The organism is Bordetella genomosp. 11, assembly GCF_002261215.1.
Classification (GTDB): domain Bacteria; phylum Pseudomonadota; class Gammaproteobacteria; order Burkholderiales; family Burkholderiaceae_B; genus Bordetella_C.
Genome location: NZ_NEVS01000004.1, coordinates 1 through 17,117 on the forward strand (window position 1 = coordinate 1; position 17,117 = coordinate 17,117).

General features: G+C 65.1%; 19 protein-coding genes. 10 read left to right on the forward strand and 9 right to left on the reverse strand.

Translation table 11 applies throughout. The features are described 5' to 3' along the window. The 3 genes from CAL28_RS29905 to CAL28_RS07645 all read left to right on the forward strand — a co-directional run. The coding region (locus CAL28_RS29905; protein ID WP_217906547.1) for a DUF2971 domain-containing protein at nt 1-381 on the forward strand (381 nt) is incomplete at its 5' end. A gap of 100 nt (nt 382-481) precedes the next feature. Continuing rightward, on the forward strand, nt 482-757 hold the full coding sequence (locus CAL28_RS07640; RefSeq protein ID WP_094840852.1) for a type II toxin-antitoxin system Phd/YefM family antitoxin: 276 nt from the start codon (nt 482-484) through the stop codon (nt 755-757). Further along, the gene (locus CAL28_RS07645; protein ID WP_094840853.1) at nt 758-1,162 is read left to right on the forward strand and encodes a hypothetical protein; all 405 of its coding nucleotides are present in this window, start codon (nt 758-760) and stop codon (nt 1,160-1,162) included. It abuts the gene before it with no gap. Between the two features lie 153 nt (nt 1,163-1,315). On the opposite strand, the gene CAL28_RS07650 is transcribed toward CAL28_RS07645, so the two are convergent. After that, on the reverse strand, nt 1,316-2,230 hold the full coding sequence (locus CAL28_RS07650) for a LysR family transcriptional regulator (RefSeq protein ID WP_094840854.1): 915 nt from the start codon (nt 2,228-2,230) through the stop codon (nt 1,316-1,318). 102 nt (nt 2,231-2,332) lie between these two features. Between CAL28_RS07650 and CAL28_RS07655 the strand changes: the two genes are divergently transcribed. The 4 genes from CAL28_RS07655 to CAL28_RS07670 all read left to right on the forward strand — a co-directional run bounded on the left by CAL28_RS07655 (nt 2,333) and on the right by CAL28_RS07670 (nt 5,727). Then, nucleotides 2,333-3,292, forward strand: coding sequence for a tripartite tricarboxylate transporter substrate binding protein (locus CAL28_RS07655; protein WP_094840855.1), 960 nt, complete (start codon nt 2,333-2,335; stop codon nt 3,290-3,292). 42 nt (nt 3,293-3,334) lie between these two features. Next, complete coding sequence (gene leuC / locus CAL28_RS07660) at nt 3,335-4,753, forward strand: 3-isopropylmalate dehydratase large subunit (RefSeq protein WP_094844470.1); 1,419 nt, start codon at nt 3,335-3,337, stop codon at nt 4,751-4,753. Continuing rightward, the gene (leuD, locus tag CAL28_RS07665) at nt 4,750-5,400 is read left to right on the forward strand and encodes a 3-isopropylmalate dehydratase small subunit (RefSeq protein WP_094840856.1); all 651 of its coding nucleotides are present in this window, start codon (nt 4,750-4,752) and stop codon (nt 5,398-5,400) included. The genes leuC and leuD overlap by 4 nt, the downstream gene beginning before the upstream one ends. A 144-nt stretch (nt 5,401-5,544) precedes the next feature. After that, complete coding sequence (locus CAL28_RS07670; RefSeq protein WP_094840857.1) at nt 5,545-5,727, forward strand: CsbD family protein; 183 nt, start codon at nt 5,545-5,547, stop codon at nt 5,725-5,727. A gap of 99 nt (nt 5,728-5,826) precedes the next feature. On the opposite strand, the gene glgX is transcribed toward CAL28_RS07670, so the two are convergent. Beyond that, complete coding sequence (glgX, locus tag CAL28_RS07675; protein ID WP_094840858.1) at nt 5,827-8,016, reverse strand: glycogen debranching protein GlgX; 2,190 nt, start codon at nt 8,014-8,016, stop codon at nt 5,827-5,829. A 123-nt stretch (nt 8,017-8,139) separates the two neighbouring features. On the opposite strand from glgX, the gene CAL28_RS07680 reads away from it, so the two are divergent. Continuing rightward, entirely contained in the window at nt 8,140-8,580 is a 441-nt protein-coding gene (locus tag CAL28_RS07680) for a hypothetical protein (protein WP_094840859.1), read from the forward strand. An 81-nt stretch (nt 8,581-8,661) separates the two neighbouring features. Here the strand turns inward: CAL28_RS07680 and CAL28_RS07685 are convergent, their stop codons facing one another. The 3 genes from CAL28_RS07685 to CAL28_RS07695 are packed head-to-tail and all read right to left on the reverse strand — an operon-like array spanning nt 8,662 to nt 10,852. Continuing rightward, nucleotides 8,662-9,408 (reverse strand): TetR/AcrR family transcriptional regulator, encoded by a 747-nt coding sequence (locus tag CAL28_RS07685; RefSeq protein ID WP_094840860.1) that lies wholly within the window; start codon nt 9,406-9,408, stop codon nt 8,662-8,664. A 5-nt stretch (nt 9,409-9,413) separates the two neighbouring features. After that, entirely contained in the window at nt 9,414-9,854 is a 441-nt protein-coding gene (locus CAL28_RS07690) for a GlcG/HbpS family heme-binding protein (RefSeq protein ID WP_094840861.1), read from the reverse strand. A gap of 29 nt (nt 9,855-9,883) precedes the next feature. Next, on the reverse strand, nt 9,884-10,852 hold the full coding sequence (locus CAL28_RS07695) for a Bug family tripartite tricarboxylate transporter substrate binding protein (protein ID WP_094840862.1): 969 nt from the start codon (nt 10,850-10,852) through the stop codon (nt 9,884-9,886). Nucleotides 10,853-10,962: 110 nt separating this feature from the next. Between CAL28_RS07695 and CAL28_RS07700 the strand changes: the two genes are divergently transcribed. Next, complete coding sequence (locus CAL28_RS07700; protein ID WP_217906548.1) at nt 10,963-12,216, forward strand: LVIVD repeat-containing protein; 1,254 nt, start codon at nt 10,963-10,965, stop codon at nt 12,214-12,216. 23 nt (nt 12,217-12,239) lie between these two features. Then, nucleotides 12,240-13,286 (forward strand): CobW family GTP-binding protein, encoded by a 1,047-nt coding sequence (locus tag CAL28_RS07705; RefSeq protein ID WP_094840863.1) that lies wholly within the window; start codon nt 12,240-12,242, stop codon nt 13,284-13,286. Between the two features lie 51 nt (nt 13,287-13,337). On the opposite strand, the gene CAL28_RS07710 is transcribed toward CAL28_RS07705, so the two are convergent. The 4 genes from CAL28_RS07710 to CAL28_RS07725 all read right to left on the reverse strand — a co-directional run bounded on the left by CAL28_RS07710 (nt 13,338) and on the right by CAL28_RS07725 (nt 17,105). Further along, on the reverse strand, nt 13,338-14,264 hold the full coding sequence (locus CAL28_RS07710) for an NAD(P)-dependent oxidoreductase (RefSeq protein WP_176463920.1): 927 nt from the start codon (nt 14,262-14,264) through the stop codon (nt 13,338-13,340). A gap of 173 nt (nt 14,265-14,437) precedes the next feature. Next, nucleotides 14,438-15,376: an SMP-30/gluconolactonase/LRE family protein gene (locus tag CAL28_RS07715; RefSeq protein WP_094840865.1), complete on the reverse strand. Its 939-nt coding sequence runs from the start codon at nt 15,374-15,376 to the stop codon at nt 14,438-14,440. 40 nt (nt 15,377-15,416) lie between these two features. Further along, on the reverse strand, nt 15,417-16,283 hold the full coding sequence (locus tag CAL28_RS07720) for an amidohydrolase family protein (protein WP_094840866.1): 867 nt from the start codon (nt 16,281-16,283) through the stop codon (nt 15,417-15,419). A 21-nt stretch (nt 16,284-16,304) separates the two neighbouring features. Beyond that, the gene (locus CAL28_RS07725) at nt 16,305-17,105 is read right to left on the reverse strand and encodes an SDR family NAD(P)-dependent oxidoreductase (protein ID WP_094840867.1); all 801 of its coding nucleotides are present in this window, start codon (nt 17,103-17,105) and stop codon (nt 16,305-16,307) included. Nucleotides 17,106-17,117: the final 12 nt, after the last annotated feature.

Here is a 17,117-nt window from a genome sequence, read left to right on the forward strand (position 1 = left end):
GCCTCGGCCTGCTTGATGAAACCGATGATCTGCTCCTCGGTAAATCTGCTCTTTCTCATGTCCGTCATTCTCCAAGTTGACGGACTTCGCTGCCATTACGCTGGTACGGCTGGGAGGGGGCAGGTCATCTATATGTGCTTAATCAAGCAAAAGGATTGGTCCTATGAGAAGGAGTGGCGAATCATCGTCCCGCTGGGGCCTTCCTATGCCAACGCCGAGCAACCCATGCCGAAACCCAGCGCTGTAATTCTTGGCTCTATGACGGCTACTGATGACGAAGCTGTCATGAAGGAACTATGCAAAGCAATGGACATTCCACTGAGGCGGGTAGCCCAGAGACCGGGGGGATTTGAGTTGGAGCTTGTAAGTGAGAAGGGATAAGAAACGCGTGCATGAGAAGAAATCTGCCCGCGCAGTGGTTGTTTTGCCCTGAACCCGTATGTTACGCTATTCTTTAATGAATTTATTAAAGAGGTGCGCTATGAGCTTCTCTGCACAAGACATCGTTCCCATCAGCGAAGCCCGCGCTCGTCTGACCGAGCTGTCCGATGAAGTCGTCGCCGGGGCAGAAAAGATTCTGACCAAGAATGGCGCGGCGCATGTGGCTATCGTCGATGCTCGCAAGCTCGACTACTACCATGCGCTTGAAGAAGAGCATGCAGCCTTGGTGTTGTTGAACGAGGCGGAGGTCGGCTTGCGTGAATACTTAGAAGGCAAGCGCATCCCGCGCGAAGACATCTTGAAGGCGCTGGACTAAATGGCGTTGCCGGTGAATGTCAGCGTTGAGGCGGTTCCAAACTTTCATCGTGGTCTTGAAGTAGCAAGGGAGTTCTTCGTCGAGCAGGATGAGGATTCCGCAGGGCGCAGGGCAGCTAAACTGCGTGCAAAGCTGAGCGAGATGATGGACATTCTGGCGTGGTCGCCCGCCAGTGGACGGCCCGCCAGGTTTCACGCAACCAGGTCCGCCCAGGCACGCTTGAGACTTGCGCCCGTGTTGGATTTGGCAAAGCAGACCGGGATGCCGGAGCTTCGTGAGTACGTGGTGGATCAGCACACCGTGCTGTACGCGCATTCGGATACCCAGGTGCTACTGCTGGCGATCAAGCATCAACGGCAGTTGGCCTACGTGGTTGTCGACGACGCGACCAACGGTCCAGAGTAGTCCAGTTACATCCAGCCAATCTACGCTTTTTGAGTAAGAAATCGAGTAAGAAATGCCTAAAACCACTCAGTTTCCTATCCTGGTTCGAATCGTGTAGGGCGGGCCATTCGTCCTTGCCAGGCGGCCAAGCCCGCAAGGCGATGGTTTGCCGTGCTACCACTGTCCGTCCCGATCGCGGCGGTGCGGTTCGAAAGCCTCCATCAGAAAATCGACAAGGGCGCGGGTTTTCGCAGAAAGATGGCTGCGCGTGGGAAAGACCGCATAGATATCCGCGGGCGGCGGGTCCCATTTGGGCAGGACGCGCCGCAGCCTGCCGGATCGCAGCAATGGGGCGATCTCCCATAGCGAGCGCATCAGGATGCCGTGTCCGTCCAGCGCCCAGCCCACGACGCATTCGCCATCGTTGCAGGCGAGCGGGCCACGGACCTTTACGGTTTCCGCATGCGTGCCTGACCGCAGGTGCCAGGTGCCGAAGGTCTCGTCGCTTTCCTGTATGAACAGGCAGGCGTGCCGCGCCAGCTCGCGCGGGCTGGCAGGCTGGCCGTGCCTGGCCAGGTAGGTCCTGGCCGCGCCCAGCACGCGGCGGTTATGGGCCAGCAGCCTGGCCGTCAATGTCGAATCGGGTAACTCGCCGACGCGAATCTGCAGGTCGTAGCCCTGTTCGATCATGTTCACGGGCCGGTCGGTCAGCGTCAGCTGGACTTCGACTTCGGGATAGCGCCGCGCGAAGGCCGACAGGGCAGGCGCGACGTGCCGACGGCCGAATCCCAAGGTGCTGACCACGCGCAGGATTCCGCGCGGCATCGCCCGCGCGCCGGCGACCTTGCGCTCCAGCGCCTCCAGGTCCTCCAGCACCCTGGCCCCTTCGACCAGATAGGTTTCTCCTTCCGGCGTCAGGCTGGCGCGCCGGGTCGTGCGTTGCAGAAGGCGCACCCCCAGCCGCCGCTCCAGTGCCGCCAGGCGCTTGCTGACGGCGGGGGGCGTGATTCCCAGGTGTTGCGCGACTTCCCGCAGGTTGCTGTGTTTGGCGACGAGGGAGAAAAACTCCAGGTCCGAAAGCGCACTCATTGTTAACTCAAAAGAAATGAACAACTAATTTGAATGACACTATAGGAGATTAATTCACTATTAACATTCAAGCACACAAGAAACCACAACGGGAGACAAACCATGTTCAGCCGTCGCTTTCTCACCCTGATTTCCTCACTGTTCATCTGCGCATCGGCCGCGGCGCAATATCCGGAACGTCCGGTCAAGCTGATCGTCCCCTACGCCCCGGGCGGAAGCGTCGACATCGTCGCCCGCATGATCAGCGACGAATGGGCCAGGACACTGGGCCGTCCCATCGTGATCGAAAACCGGGGTGGCGCCGGCGGCAATGTCGGCGTGGATGCCGTGGCGAAAGCCGCGGCCGACGGCTACACCATCGGCGTGCAGTCGGTCTCGCTGGCGATCAATCCGGCGTTGTTCTCCAGCATGCCCTACGACACATTGAAGGACCTTGCGCCCATCGGCATGGTGGCGTCGTCGCAGCACGTGCTCGTCGTCAACGACCAGGTGCCCGCCAAGAGCGTCAGGGAACTGGTCGATCTGGCGAAACGCGAACCGGGCAAGCTCAGCTACGCCTCCGCCGGCCCCGGCAGCACCTTCCATATGGCGGCCGCGCTGTTCACCTCCGTGGCCGGCGTGGATATCGTCCACATTCCCTATCGTGGCGGCGGCCCGGCCCTGATCGATACGATCGGCGGACAGGTCCAGTTGTGTTTCCCGGTCCTATCCGCCGCGCGCGGGCAGGTCGAGGCCGGCAAGGTGCGCGCGCTGGGCGTCACCGGAAGCAAGCGTTCGCCCCTGATGCCGGACGTACCCGCCATCGCCGAAGCCGGATTGCCGGGCTATGCCTTCGAGACCTGGTTCATGGTGTTCGCCCCGGCGAATACGCCCAAGCCGGTCATCGACAAGCTGAACGAAACGCTGGCCCATGTGCTGGCATCGCCCGCGATGGTGGACCGCATGACGCGCGAAGGCTTCGAGGCCACGCCGTCGTCGCCCGCCCAGGCGCGCACGCGCCTGGAAACCGAAATGCCCCAGTGGGCAAAACTCATCAAGGAAAGCGGCATCACGATGCAGTGAGCCCGCTTGCCGTCCTTCATGTCCTTCCTACCCCTGGCTCACATGTCCCCACGAACGCTTTACCAGAAACTGCTGGATACCCACACGGTGGCAACGCTGGACGAACAGAACGTCCTGCTTTTCTGCGACCTGCACCTGATGAACGAGTACACCAGTCCCCAGGCTTTCGCGGGACTGCGCGACGCGGGGCGCACCGTGGCCATGCCCGGGCAGAATGTGGCCACGGTCAGCCACATCATTCCCACCCATCCGGGCAAGGTAAGGGTGATTGCCGACGCCGCCTCGGCGCTTCAGGCCAGTAACCTGAAGAGAAACTGCGATGCCTTCGATATTCCGCTGTTCGACACCAACGATGCCTTGCAGGGCATCGAGCACGTGGTGGCCCCGGAACACGGCATGATCCGGCCCGGCATGGTGGTCATCTGCGGCGACAGCCATACGACGACTTACGGCGCGCTGGGGGCGCTGGGCTTCGGCATCGGCACGACCGAAGTGGAACATGTCCTGGCCACGCAAACCCTGGTCTATCGCGTGGCGAAGACCATGCAGATCCGTATCGACGGCCAGCTGCCGTTCGGCGTCACGAGCAAGGACCTGGTGCTGGCCATCGTCGGGCGGATCGGCGCCCAGGGCGCGCGCGGGTACGTGGTCGAATACAGCGGCAGCGCGGTGGAAGCGCTTTCCATCGAGGCGCGCTTCACGCTGTGCAACATGCTCGTGGAGGCCGGCGCGCGCGGCGCGCTGGTCGCGCCCGACCAAAAGGCCATCGACTACGTCATGGCGCGCGCCCCGGATCTGGCCGGACCGCACAGGCAGGCCGCGCTGGAAGCCTGGCGCGACCTGCGTACCGACGAAGGGGCGCATTTCGATGCGGTCCACCGCATCGATGCCGGCACGATCGCGCCGCAGGTCACCTGGGGCACCAGCCCGGACCAGGTCATCGCCATCGACGGCCACGTGCCGCATCTGGACCAGGTGCAGGACGCGGTGGCGCGCGGCAGCGCCGCACGGGCCATGGAATACACCCGCCTGCCCGCCGGCGCCGCCATTGCCGGAACGCCGGTGCAGCACGTCTTCATCGGCTCTTGCACCAACGGCCGCATCGAGGATCTTCGTGCCGCCGCCGCCGTCGCGCGCGGCCGCCGCGTCGCCGCGGGCGTGCGGGCGATGGTGGTGCCCGGGTCGGGGGCGGTGAAGGCGGCCGCGGAAGCCGAAGGGCTGGACAAGGTCTTCATCGAGGCAGGTTTCGAATGGCGCAATGCCGGTTGTTCGATGTGCCTGGCCATGAACGATGATGTGTTGGAAGAGGGCGTGCGTTGCGCGTCGACGACGAACCGCAATTTCGAGGGCCGCCAGGGCAGGGGCGCCATTACCCATCTCATGAGCCCGGCAATGGCGGCGGCGGCCGCGACCGCCGGCCGCATCATGGACGTACGCGAATTGAAGGAGCAGGCACAATGACCCACACCGCCCGCATCGAAGGCCGCGCGGCGGCCCTGCGCATCGAAAACCTGGACACCGACCAGATCATGCCCAAGCAGTTTCTGCGGGGCATCGACAAGTCAGGCTTGAAGGACGGACTGCTTTACGATCTGCGCTACGACCCGCAGGGCCGGCCCTGTCCGGATTTCGTGCTGAACCGGGACGCCTATGCCGGCGTGTCGGTCCTGATCGGGGGATCGAACTTCGGCTGCGGATCCAGCCGCGAGCATGCGGTGTGGGGCCTTCAGCAGTTCGGCATCCGGGCCGTGGTCGCCCCCAGCTTCGCGGAAATTTTCCATTCCAATGCGATGAACAACCGGCTGCTGCTGGTCGCCTTGCCGGCCGACGATATCGCGAGGCTGATGTCCGATGCGGACGATCCCGCGCATAACGCCGTCACGATCGATATCGCCACGCAGACGCTGCAAAGCCGATCCGTGCGGACGGACTTCGAACTGGTGCCGCGGCATAAGCGCATGTTCCTCGAGGGCCTGGATAGCATCGGCCTGTCCCTGACCTACCGCGAGCAGATCGACCGCTACGCCGCGGACCATTGGAAAAGGCAACCGTGGCTGAAGGACATCGCGGCGCACACGCGCACGCGCTTGTCCCGCGAGGGGCTGTGATGATTTCCATCGCTACTCATCCATGACGCGCCGGCGCGACGGATCGCTGGAAAGGCCGCGGGCCCCCTGTCCACTGCCGGGCACGGTCTTTGCTGAACTGTGATCGTTGCGCCAATTCCGGCGTGTTTTGACAGGAGCACAGCGATGAACAAAGACCAAGTGAAGGGCGTGGGCGAACAGGTCAAGGGCAAGGTCAACGAGACGGTCGGCAAGGTGACCGGCAACAAGAGCCAGGAGCTCAAGGGCGACGTCCAGCAGGGTGTGGGCAAGGCGCAGAAGGCCGTCGGCGACGCGCGCGAAGACATCAAGAAGAACGACCAGCCCTGATCCTTTTGCCGCATAAGCGGCAATCCGCGGGGCGCCGTACCGCCGGTACGGCGCCTTGCGGGCACAAGGGCGGCGCGAGCCGCCCTTGTGCTGCCGGTATTACTTGGCCGGCGCCTCGTCGTCCGTCATCGCTTCTTCCAGGTTCTCCAGCACCCGTCCCGTCTGTCCCTTGGTTTGCAGGGTGAACAGCAGCAGCGAACGACCGGTGACCTGGTAGATATCTCCCGATCCATAGCTGGGCAGCTCCGTGCGGACAGGCGCGTTCGTATCGATCATGCATGTCCACTGATCGCTGCCGGGGATCTCCGGCACCTTGAACTCGACGATGTCGTGGTAGGCATTGAATACCAGCATCAAGGTCGCGTCGGACGCGGGCCGGCGGATGCCGGTGGCCCGCGCGCGGCCATCGATGATCAGGCCGAAGCAGCGCATGCCCGGATCGGCCCACTGTTCCTCGGCGATGTCGACGCCCGCCGGGCTGATCCAGCGCACATCCGCCACGTCCAGCAGGTCGTCGTATTCCCCCGTCAGGAAACGCCCCCGCCGCAGTACCGGCAGCGTATGGCGCAGCGTGGTCAGCTTGCGCGTGAATTCGATCAGCGCCTGTCCTTCCTCGCCGATGTTCCAGTCCACCCAGCTGATTTCGTTGTCCTGGCAATAGGCATTGTTGTTGCCCTGCTGGGTGCGCCCGAATTCATCGCCGGCCAGCAGCATGGGCGTGCCCTGCGAGAACAGCAGCGTGGCCAGCATATTGCGCTTCTGGCGTTCGCGCAGCGCGCGGATATCGGCGTCGTCGGTCGGGCCTTCCACGCCGCAGTTCCACGAGCGGTTGTCGGAATGACCGTCGCGGTTCTCCTCGCCATTGGCCTCGTTGTGCTTGTCGTTGTACGAGACCAAATCGTGCAGGGTGAAACCGTCGTGGGCGGTGATGAAGTTGACGCTGGCCCAGGGCCGGCGCCCGTTGTGGTTGAACTTGTCGCCTGAAGCGGTAATGCGCGCCGCCAGTTCGGCCACGACGCCTTCGTCCCCTTTCCAGTAGCCGCGCACGCAGTCGCGGAACCGGTCGTTCCATTCCGCCCATCCCGGCGGAAAACCGCCCACCTGGTAGCCGCCGGGTCCGCAGTCCCAGGGCTCGGCGATCAGCTTGACGCTGGACAGGATGGGATCCTGCCGGCAGGCCTTCAGGAAGCCGCTTTCATAGTCGAAGCCGCCTGGCTCGCGACCCAGGATGGTGGCCAGGTCGAAGCGGAAGCCGTCGACGTTCATCTCGGTGACCCAGTAGCGCAGGCTGTCCATGACCATCTGCAGCACGCGCGGATGGGACAGGTTCAGCGTATTGCCCGTGCCCGTATCGTTGATGTAGTACCGCTTCTGGTCCGGCAGCAGGCGGTAGTACGAGGCGTTGTCGATACCGCGGAAGGATAGCGTCGGCCCGAGTTCGCTGCCCTCGGCCGTATGGTTGTAGACCACGTCCAGGACGACTTCCAGGTTCGCTTCATGGAAGTGGTCGATCATCTGCTTCAGTTCGGCGATCTCGCCGGAGCCCTTGGCGAAATAGCGCGGGTCCGGGGCGAAGAAACCGATGGTGTTGTAGCCCCAATAATTCGTCAGACCTTTGTCCAGCAAATGGCTGTCGTTGACGAAGGCATGGATGGGCAGCAGTTCCACCGATGTCACGCCCAGGGATTTGATGTGGTCGATCACCGCCTTATGTCCGAGGCCCGCGAAGGTGCCGCGCAAGGATTCCGGCACCGCGGGGTGGCGTTTGGTGTAGCCGCGCGCGTGGGTCTCGTAGAAGATGGTCTGTTCCCAGGGGACGCGCACGCGTGTCGGGTGTTCCCAGCTGAAGCGCTGGTCGACGACCTGGCATTTGGGTACGAAAGGGGCGCTATCGCGTTCGTCGAAGGTCAGGTCGCCATCCTCGGCGCCCAGGGTATAGCCGAATACCGCGGGGTCCCATTTGAGTTCGCCGACGTAGGCCTTGGCGTAGGGATCCAGAAGCAGCTTGTGCGGATTGAAGCGATGACCGTTCTCGGGGTCGTAGGGGCCATGCACGCGGTAGCCGTACACGGTGCCCGGCTGGAGGCCGCGCACATGGACGTGCCAGACCTCGTCGGTAAATTCGGGCAGTTCGATGCATTCGATTTGCTTCTGGCCGGTGGGGTCGAACAGGCAGACCTCCACCCGGGTGGCGTGGGCGGAGAACAGGGCGAAGTTCACGCCTTCGCCGTCCCAGGTCGCGCCCAGGGGAAATGGCGAACCTTCGGTGATGCGTGGCTGGTCGGTCATGGTAATGCTCCGGGGGATGGCGCCGCGGCTACGGATGAGCAGGCGGCGGGGCTAACAAGCAATCCGCATGCCCGCGTCGGGAATGCCGATTGCGGCCCCATTCCGGGCTATTGGAGATGCGCGATGAACACCTTGAAAGACACGATGCGCGGACTGGCGATGGAGCTTGGCGTGGAAACCCCCATGGACGCGAAGCAGCTGCGGGACGGATCGCCCGCGGCGCACCAGTTCGCCTTATCGGCGGCGGCAGGCCGGCTTTACATCCAGAATGCCGCGGGGAAAGTCGTCGAGGTGGGCGATCTGTTCGAAGAAGGCGGGCGCTACGGCTACCGTCTGGACCAGGGTAGCATCCAGGGGCAGGATCTGCCGGACCTGGGCGCCGCGCTGCGACATCTGGCCGCCCAGCTGACTTTCCTGTACGTGGACGGCCTGTTCCGCGAACTACCCGACAGCGCGGCGGAAGCCTCGGTGCATTCGATGTCGGCACCGCCGCTTTTCGTCACCCTGGCGGATGGCACGGACGAACTGCGCGGGCCGTCGGGGACGGAAACGCTGGACCGGTGATTCTGCCGGCAAGGCAGGGCGGGCGAGGCAACCCCGCCTTCCTCACGTTCCCAGATCCGCTACCTGTACGCCCGCGGGCGCTTAGCGGCCCGATACCGGGCGTGCGGTTTCGGCGCGCCGCCGTTTGGCCGGCGCGGCGGCGCCCGCGGCCTCGCGTTCGGCGCTGACCAGCCGCGGATACACGCTACGGGCCCCGGCGAGGAAATTCTCTACCGCGTAACGCACCTTGTCGTCGAAGGAAACTTCCATCGGCGATTGATAGATGGTCTCGCGGATCGCGGTGTAGAACAGACCGTCGTGCAGCGTCCAGTAGAACTCGATTTCCTGTTCGGAAATCGGCGTGTCGTCCGGAAGGCCGCAGTAGTGCCGCAATTCCTCGCAGCAGGGCGCGAGCAGTTCTTTCTTGATCAATTGCAGATAGCGCCGGTTCAGGCCGCTGCTTTCCAGCCCCGCGAACATATAGATGCGTATCCATTCCGGCTGGTAGGTCGCGCGGGCGTATTCGACGTAGAACCGCGCCAGCCTTTCCTGCAACGGTACGGAGCGGTCGCGCAGCAGCGTCACCCACTGCGGCTGCCAGCGCCCCATGAAAACGTGCAGATAGACTTTGTCGATCAGGTCCTGCTTGGATTTGAAGTACCGGTAAAGCAGCGGCTGGGTAATGCCCAGCCGCTGCGAGAGCTCGCGCGTGTGGCCGGCAAAGCCCTTTTCCGAGAAATAGCGGATGGCGCCGTGCAGGATCTGCTGCTCGCGTTCCGCCGCCCGCAGGCGGGGTTTTTTCTCTGGCGAGGATGTCGCCGCTTTCGTGGACTTGGTGGTCGACGCCATGGCGATTACAGCGGGTCCCCCGTATCGGGTATCAGGCCCGCCGCGCGTACCGCCGGGACCAGGCAGAGCTCGTCGTTATCCGAGGTGTCGCCGGAAATGCCGATGGAGCCGATCACATGGCCCGCGGCATCGCGGATCAGCGCGCCGCCCGCCACGGGCGCCAGCCGACCTTCGGAGATCGTGTTCAGGGCGGCGAAAAACACTGGCGCGCCCTGGGCCCGGCGCGCCAGTTCACGGCCGCCCAGTCCCATGCCCAGTACGCCCCAGGCCTTGGCCATGGCAAGCTGCGGCCGCATGATGCCCGAGTGGTCGGCGCGCTTGAGGACCACCAGGTGCCCGCCGGCATCCATGATGGCCACCGTCAAGGGTGCGAATCCGCGCTCGCGCCCCTGCTTGAGGGCCTCGTCGGCGATGCGGTCCGCCTGTTCCAGCAGCACGTTGCTCATTGAGATTCTTCCCGTGTGCGGCGACGCGTTCAATCCACGCGTATGCCGTTGTCCTTGATGATTTTGGCGTATTTGCCGGTCTCGGCGCGATTGAAGCGTACCAGTTCTTCGGGGCTGGTATGCATGGCGTCCACCCCCAGGTCATAGTAAAGCTTGACGAGCGCCGGGTCGGACATGGCGCGGCGGATGGCCTCGCGGTAGCTGGCCACCACATCGGCGGGCGTGCGGGCAGGCAGGTAAACGCCCCATGAATTCAAGGCCACCATGCCCGGCAATCCGCTTTCGGCTACCGTCGGCACATCGGGCAGTTGCGGGAAGCGCTGCGCGCTGGTGATGGCCAGCGGCCGCAGCTTGCCCGCCTTGATGTACTGCATCACGGCCTGGGTATCGGCGAAGATCATATCGATCTGGCCGCCCATCACGTCGTTGACCGCCGCGACACCGCCTTTGTAGGGGACGTGCTGCATCTTGATGCCGGCCGCCTCGTCCAGCATTTCTCCGCTCAGATGGGCCAGGGTGCCGGCGCCGCCCGAGCCGAAATTCAGCGCGCCCGGTTTCGCCTTGGCCGCCTGGATGATTTCCTGCAGCGACTTGTAGGGCGATTTGGGGTTCACCACCAGCACCACGGGGCCGGTGGCCACCAGCGATACGGGTAGGAAGTCGCGCTCCATGTTGTAGGGCACTTTGCTCAGAAGGGGATTGACCAGCGTCGGCCCCATATTCCCCATCATGAAGGTGTAGCCGTCGGCCGGCTGGCGTGCGGCGTACTCGGTGCCCAGCGACCCGGCCGCGCCGGGCTTGTTGTCGATAATCACCGGTTGCTTCCAGACATCGCCCAGGCGCTGGCCAAGGATGCGGGCCATCAGGTCGGATGCGCCGCCGGGCGGGAAAGTCACGACAAGGTGGACGGGACGATCGGGAAAAGCGGCCGTGGCGACGCTGGCCCATAGGGCGAGCAGCGCTGCCGCGGCCATGCGGGCCGTGGTTTGGGGGTACATTCCTTGTCTCCTGGTGGTATATGAGGGCGCCGTTCTATGCGGCGCCTTTGCGGATATACTATCGATCGATAAATTAGAAAGCAATCACAGAATCCTCAGCGGGAAATTTCATGGCGAATTTCAGCAGTCCCAGCCAGGCCGGCCGTGCCGACCAGACCCTGGCCCACAATATGAAACTATTGGCCCAACACGAGCTGGAAGGCTTTGGCGGGCTGGGCGAGGGCATCGCCATGCAGCAGACCGGCGACGGCCGCCGCATCCTGTGGATGGCGCACGAATCCGCGCCGAAGAATTTCACCGCTGTCGACGTGACCGATCCGCGCCAGCCCCGCATGGTGGTGCAGACCGAGCTTCCGCATATGAAGGTGCGGTCCAACTCCCTGGATGTGTGCGGCAACCTGATGGCGGTCGCCTATCAGGTGCAGTCCCCGGGCATGAAGCCCGCCGGCTTCGACCTGTTCGATATCTCGGTTCCCGAGCAGCCGCGCCTGCTGTCGCACTTCGACTGCGCCGGGCCGTATTCGCGCGGCGTGCACGCGCTGTGGTTCGTCGACGGCAAGACCGTGCACATGGCGTCCGGCGCGCCGGATTTCCAGCCGCACGATCCCAAGGATGACCAGTTCTACCGCATCGTGGACGTCAGCGACCCCGCCAAGCCGGTCGAGGCCGGGCGCTGGTGGTATCCCGGAACCCGTGTCGGCGATAAGGAACCGCAGCCGCGGCGCCTGCCGGAAAAATTCGATACGGGCTTTCGCGCGCACAACACCAACGTATATCCCCAGCGTCCCGATCGCGCCTATGTCGGCTACATCGACGGCGGTGCCTTCGTCCTGGATATCTCCGACAAATCCAATATCAAGGTGGTCTCCAGCTGGAACCACTCGCCGCCCAACAACGGCTTCACGCACACGGTGCTGCCGCTGTTCGACCGCGATCTGTGGATCGTCAGCGACGAATGCGTCCAGGACGACGGCGCGGACTGGCCCAAGCTGGTCTGGGTGGTGAACGCCAAGTCCGAAACGCATCCGCTGCCCATCGGCACTTTCCCGATGCCGCCGGTGGAAGCCTTCGCCAAGCGCGGCGGCCGCTTCGGCGCGCACAATCTGCACGAAAACCTGCCGCTGCCGGTCTCCTTCCAGTCGGATACCTTGATCGTCGGCACGTTCTTCAATGGCGGCGTGCGGGTCTACGACACGACCGATCCCTATCATGTGGAAGAAGTCGCCTACTATGTCCCGGGCGCGCCCAAGCTGTCGCCGGCCGGCGCCATCCAGTTGAACGACGTCTACGTCGACGACCGCCGCATCGTCTACACGATCGACCGCTTCTCCGGCGGCCTGTACATTCTCGAGATGACCCTCTGACCGGCGCGGCCGGACCTTCCCGCATGGCATATCAGCGCGATCCCCTGGCGGGCAAGTTGCCCGTCACGCTCATCACCGGCTTTCTGGGCAGCGGCAAGACCACGCTGATCCGTCGGCTGCTGACCCACCCGGACATGAACCGGGTGGCTGTGGTGATCAACGAGGTCGGCGAGATCGGCATCGACAACGACCTCGTTGTCATGTCGTCGGAAAACGTCAGCCTGCTGGCCAACGGCTGCCTGTGCTGCACCGTGCGCACTGATTTGCAGGAAACGTTGCGCGAATTGTTCGGCCAGCGCCGCGCCGGCCAGATCGCCGATTTCGACCGCGTGGTCATAGAAACCACCGGCCTGGCCGACCCCGCGCCCGTCATCCAGACGCTGGCCAGCGACACGATGCTGGGCGCCCAGTACAGGCTGGATGGCGTGGTGACGCTGGTCGACGCGGTGAACGGGCCCGAACAACTCACGAGCCAACCCGAGGCCGTCAAGCAGGCGGCGGTGGCGGATCTGCTGGTCATCACCAAGGAAGATCTGGCGCAGCCGGCCAGCGTGCGCGCGCTGATGGCTTCGCTGCGCGAGATCAATGGCAACGCGGCGGTGCGGCATACCAGCATGGGGCAGATCGAGCCGGCCGAACTGACGGGACTGGGCCTGACCAGCGCGCGTTCGCGGGAAGGCGCGCTGCGATTCCTGGGGACGGCATTCGACCAGCCGCCGGCGGACGGCGAGCAGGGCGGTTATCTGGGCGAGCGCGTGCCTTCCCGGCACCCGGGCATCGATACGCTGGCGCTGCGCTTCGAGGCGCCTTTTACCTGGGATGTCTTCGCGGCGGCGATGGATATGCTGATCAGCATGCGCGGCGTGGACCTGTTGCGCGTGAAGGGTATCGTCAACGTGGAAGGCAAGCCGGTGGTGGTGCAGGCCGTGCAGCACATCATGCATCCGCCGGTCACGCTGGACGAATGGCCCGGCGAGGACCATGGCTCGCGCCTGGTGTTCATCACCCGCAACATCAAGGCGGCGGCGATACGCGGCCTGTTCGAGGCCGTCGGCGCGATACGGTCCTAGCGGCCGGGCAGCCGGGGCGGTGCTACGCCCCCGGCGCTTGCATGGCGATCGCTATCGCGATATCGCCGACATCTTTTCCAGCACGTCATAGACGGCCGCGGTGTCCGATTCGCCATGCCCCATCCCCATGGCGGCGTTGTAGACCGGTATGCAGGCACTGAACAGCGGCGCCGGTACGTTGGCGTCGGCCAGCGCGGCCCCGATCAGCTTCATGTCCTTTTGCCAGGTCGAGACCTTCATGGTGGCTTCGTCCCAGGTGCCCGCGCTCATGGCGGGGCCGCGAACCTGCAGCATGCGCGAACCGCCGGCGCCATCGGACAACACCTTGACGGCGAGATCCAGATCGATCCCCAGGCGGTGCCCCATCAGCAAGGCCTCGGCCGCGGAAATATTGTGGATGGCCACCAGCAGATTCGCCATCAGCTTCATGCGCATGCCGTTGCCGAAGGCGCCGATGTTGTAGGTCACGCGCGCGAAGCCGTCGAAGACGTCCTGCATGGCTTCGATCGCCGCGGCATCGCCGCTGGCATAGACGGCGAGATCGCGGTTGACGGCCTGCGCGCCGGTGCCCGATAGCGGGCAGTCCAGCAGGGTGATGCCGCGGGCCGCGAGCAGGTCGGCGGCCTGCTGTTTAACTGGAATGGCCAGGGTGCTGGTTTCGGCGACCCGCAATCCTTCCGCGCCTGCCGCCGCGATCTGCCGGGATACGTCGCAGAGCGCGGCGTCGTTGGGCAGGCACAGAATCAGGAATCGCGCCGCGGCGATCGCCTCCTCCGGGACGCTGACCGCCGTCGCTCCGGCGGCTTGCAGGGCCGCCCGCGCCGCCGGCAAGGGGTCATAGCCCACCACGGGGAACCCCGCCTTGACGAGGTTCGCCGAGATCGCCGATCCCATGATGCCGATGCCCAGAACGCCCACGGTCGGGCGCTGCGCCGAAGATGCGGATCCTGTGGAGGATGATGCGGAAAATGCGGTCACGGCCTGTCCTCGTGCGTGGCGGCTTGCCGGCGGCGGTCGTTCCGGCGGCAATAGTTGATCTATCGATAATTTGCCGAGTATAGCGCCCACGGCGCCGGCGCGGGACATTGCCCGCGCCCTTGCGCCGCTGCGTGCCGCCCCGCGATCCTGCCCCGCAGGGCGGGGCAGGGGCATCAGCCGCCCGCCACGCCCTGCGTATTGACGTACAGCGAATAGATCGATGTGCAGGAAGCCATGAACAGCCTGTTGCGGTGCTTGCCGCCGAAGCACAGATTGGCGCAACGTTCGGGCAGGCCGATGTGGCCGATGGCTTCGCCCTGCGGCGAAAACACGCGCACGCCGTCCAGCTCCGGCGTACCCATGCCCCAGCCGCACCACAGGTTGCCGTGGACATCGACACGGAAGCCGTCCGGCGTGCCGGGGCCAGCGTCGACCAGCACGCGGCTGTTCGCCAGGCGCGTGCCCTGCGCCGTCACATCGAAGGCCCGGATCGCGCGCGGCCGCGCCCGCGATTCGATGACGTACAGCGTGGTTTCGTCGGGAGAAAACGCCAGGCCGTTTGGGCCATTGACGTCGTCGGCCACGACCTCCAGGCGGCCGGTGCCGGGATCCAGCCGGTAAATGTTGGCGGGCAGTTCCTGCTCTGCTTTCTCGCCCTGGTAATAGCCCGCGATGCCGAAGGGCGGATCCGTGAACCAGATCGAGCCGTCGGATCTCACGACCACGTCATTGGGAGAATTCAGCCGCTTGCCGTCGTAGGTATCCGCCAGGACGGTGATGCGGCCGTCGTATTCGGTGCGTGTGACGCGCCTGCCGCCGTGCTCGCAGGTGATCAGCCGGCCCTGGCGGTCGCGCGTGTTGCCGTTGGCGTGATTGGATGGCTGCCGGAATACGCCGACCTGCCCGGTGGCCTCGTCCCAGCGCAGGATGCGGTCGTTGGGGATGTCGCTCCACAGCAGGTAGCGGCCATCGCCGAACCAGACCGGGCCTTCGGCCCAGCGGCTGCCGGTGGCGATGCGCTCGACCGCTGCCAGGGGCAGGTGCAGGGCGTCGAAGGCCGGCGTCAGGCTGCGCACGGCCGGATCCGGGTAGCGTTGCGCGGGTTCCCACATGGTGATGGCTCCAGATAATGCGATGGACGACCGCGCGGCGTCAGGCGTACAGCCGTGCCGGGTTGCGTGTCAGCAGTGCGTGCGCGGTGGCGGCATCGCCGCAGGCTTGCCGCGCCAGGTCCAGCAGCGCGCCGTCGTCCGGCGCCGTGTACTTGACGTTGACGTGCGGCCAGTCGGTACCCCATAGCACGCGGTCCGGCGCGGCGGCGATCAGCGCCCGCATCTGGTCGATCGCCCGGTGCGGCTGGCCGTCGGTGACGCGATCGGCGCCCGATACCTTGACCCACACATCGGGCGATTCCAGCCAGCGCAGCAGCGCCTGGCCCGCGTCGCTAATCAAGCCGCCATCCGCCGGCAGGCGCGCCATGTGGTCGACCACCACCGGTACGCCGCAGCCGTCCAGTGCCTGCAGCACGGCGATGGTGTCGGCCGGCCCGGCGTGGACCAGCGCATGCCAGCCATAGGGCGCCACCCTGGCGACGGTTGCCCGCATGCGCGCGGCATCGATGTGCGGCGCGCCGCCGCTCAAATGCGCCAGTACGTTGAAGCGGATGCCGCGCACGCCGGCATCGTGCATGGCGCGCAGCGTCTCTTCGGGAATGTCGGGATCGATGATGGCGATGCCGCGGTAGGCGCCACGGCTGGCGGCCAGCGCGCCCAGCATCGCCGAATGGTCGGCCCCGTAGTTCGCCCCATGGACAATGACGCCGCGCGTCACGCCCATGCGGGCGTGCAGGGCGTGCGCCATATCGAACGAGGCTTCGGCGGGGCGATAGGAAGGATTCGGCGGCAGGGGATATGTATCCCATGGACCGAAGACATGGAAATGGCTGTCCCAGATGTCGTCCTGCCGCGCGCTTTCCCGCGCGGCCTGTTGCGACTCGGGTCGCGGGGCCTGTTGTGCCATGGCGTCTTGGTTCTCCTGGGTTCAGTCGCAGCGCACGCTCATGCCGCCGTCGACCACGATTTCCGCGCCGGTGATGAAGCGTGCCTCGTCCGATGCCAGGAAAAGCGCCGCGTTCGCGGTATCGCGCCCGTCGCCCATGAAGCTTAGCGGGATGCGCGACTGGCGCTGCTGCAACAGGGTCTCCACATCGCCGCCCGCGCGCTGCTTCGCCAGGCGCGCCTCGACCATCGGGGTATGCATCTGGCCCGGGATGACGGTGTTCACGCGGATGTTCTTCTTGGCGTACTCCACCGCCACGACGCGCGAAAACTGGATCACGCCGGCCTTGGCCGAGGCATAGCCGACCTGGGCCGAGCCGGTCCAGCGGATGCCGGAGGTCGAAGCGGTGTTGACGATGGCCCCGCCGCCCTGCGCTTCCATCAGCGGCAGCACGTGCTTGCAGGTCAGGAACACGCTCTTCAGGTTGAAGGCGATCTGGGCGTCCCAGACTTCCTCTGACAGCGTCACCGGCCCGCCCTTGGCCGAACCGCCCACATTGTTGACCAGGATATCCACCCGGCCGTACTGCTCGCGGCAGGCTTGCACCATGGCGGCGACCTCGTCGTCGCGCGTGACGTCGCAGGTCCAGGGCGTGACGTCGCCTCCCGCGGCGCGGATGCGCTCCAGGGTTTCCGTCATTGCGTCGGCGTCCTTGTCGACCGCGAAAATGCGCGCGCCTTCCTGGGCGAAGCGGACCGCGACGGCCCGTCCATTGCCCCAGCCCGGCCCGACGCATCCCGCGCCGACCACGATGGCTACCTTGTCTTGCAGTCTTCCGCTCATTGTGTGTCTCCA

What these genes read in the sequence shown, in the direction of transcription:
- CAL28_RS07715 (WP_094840865.1), bottom strand. Translation starts at nt 15,376, where the DNA reads ATGTGGGAACCCGCGCAACGCTACCCGGATCCGGCCGTGCGCAGCCTG.
- CAL28_RS07690 (WP_094840861.1), bottom strand. Translation starts at nt 9,854, where the DNA reads ATGAGCAACGTGCTGCTGGAACAGGCGGACCGCATCGCCGACGAGGCC.
- CAL28_RS07695 (WP_094840862.1), bottom strand. Translation starts at nt 10,852, where the DNA reads ATGTACCCCCAAACCACGGCCCGCATGGCCGCGGCAGCGCTGCTCGCC.
- leuD (WP_094840856.1), top strand. Translation starts at nt 4,750, where the DNA reads ATGACCCACACCGCCCGCATCGAAGGCCGCGCGGCGGCCCTGCGCATC.
- CAL28_RS07655 (WP_094840855.1), top strand. Translation starts at nt 2,333, where the DNA reads ATGTTCAGCCGTCGCTTTCTCACCCTGATTTCCTCACTGTTCATCTGC.
- CAL28_RS07640 (WP_094840852.1), top strand. Translation starts at nt 482, where the DNA reads ATGAGCTTCTCTGCACAAGACATCGTTCCCATCAGCGAAGCCCGCGCT.
- CAL28_RS07700 (WP_217906548.1), top strand. Translation starts at nt 10,963, where the DNA reads ATGGCGAATTTCAGCAGTCCCAGCCAGGCCGGCCGTGCCGACCAGACC.
- CAL28_RS07645 (WP_094840853.1), top strand. Translation starts at nt 758, where the DNA reads ATGGCGTTGCCGGTGAATGTCAGCGTTGAGGCGGTTCCAAACTTTCAT.
- CAL28_RS07725 (WP_094840867.1), bottom strand. Translation starts at nt 17,105, where the DNA reads ATGAGCGGAAGACTGCAAGACAAGGTAGCCATCGTGGTCGGCGCGGGA.
- CAL28_RS07650 (WP_094840854.1), bottom strand. Translation starts at nt 2,230, where the DNA reads ATGAGTGCGCTTTCGGACCTGGAGTTTTTCTCCCTCGTCGCCAAACAC.
- glgX (WP_094840858.1), bottom strand. Translation starts at nt 8,016, where the DNA reads ATGACCGACCAGCCACGCATCACCGAAGGTTCGCCATTTCCCCTGGGC.
- CAL28_RS07680 (WP_094840859.1), top strand. Translation starts at nt 8,140, where the DNA reads ATGAACACCTTGAAAGACACGATGCGCGGACTGGCGATGGAGCTTGGC.
- CAL28_RS07705 (WP_094840863.1), top strand. Translation starts at nt 12,240, where the DNA reads ATGGCATATCAGCGCGATCCCCTGGCGGGCAAGTTGCCCGTCACGCTC.
- leuC (WP_094844470.1), top strand. Translation starts at nt 3,335, where the DNA reads ATGTCCCCACGAACGCTTTACCAGAAACTGCTGGATACCCACACGGTG.
- CAL28_RS07670 (WP_094840857.1), top strand. Translation starts at nt 5,545, where the DNA reads ATGAACAAAGACCAAGTGAAGGGCGTGGGCGAACAGGTCAAGGGCAAG.
- CAL28_RS07685 (WP_094840860.1), bottom strand. Translation starts at nt 9,408, where the DNA reads ATGGCGTCGACCACCAAGTCCACGAAAGCGGCGACATCCTCGCCAGAG.
- CAL28_RS07720 (WP_094840866.1), bottom strand. Translation starts at nt 16,283, where the DNA reads ATGGCACAACAGGCCCCGCGACCCGAGTCGCAACAGGCCGCGCGGGAA.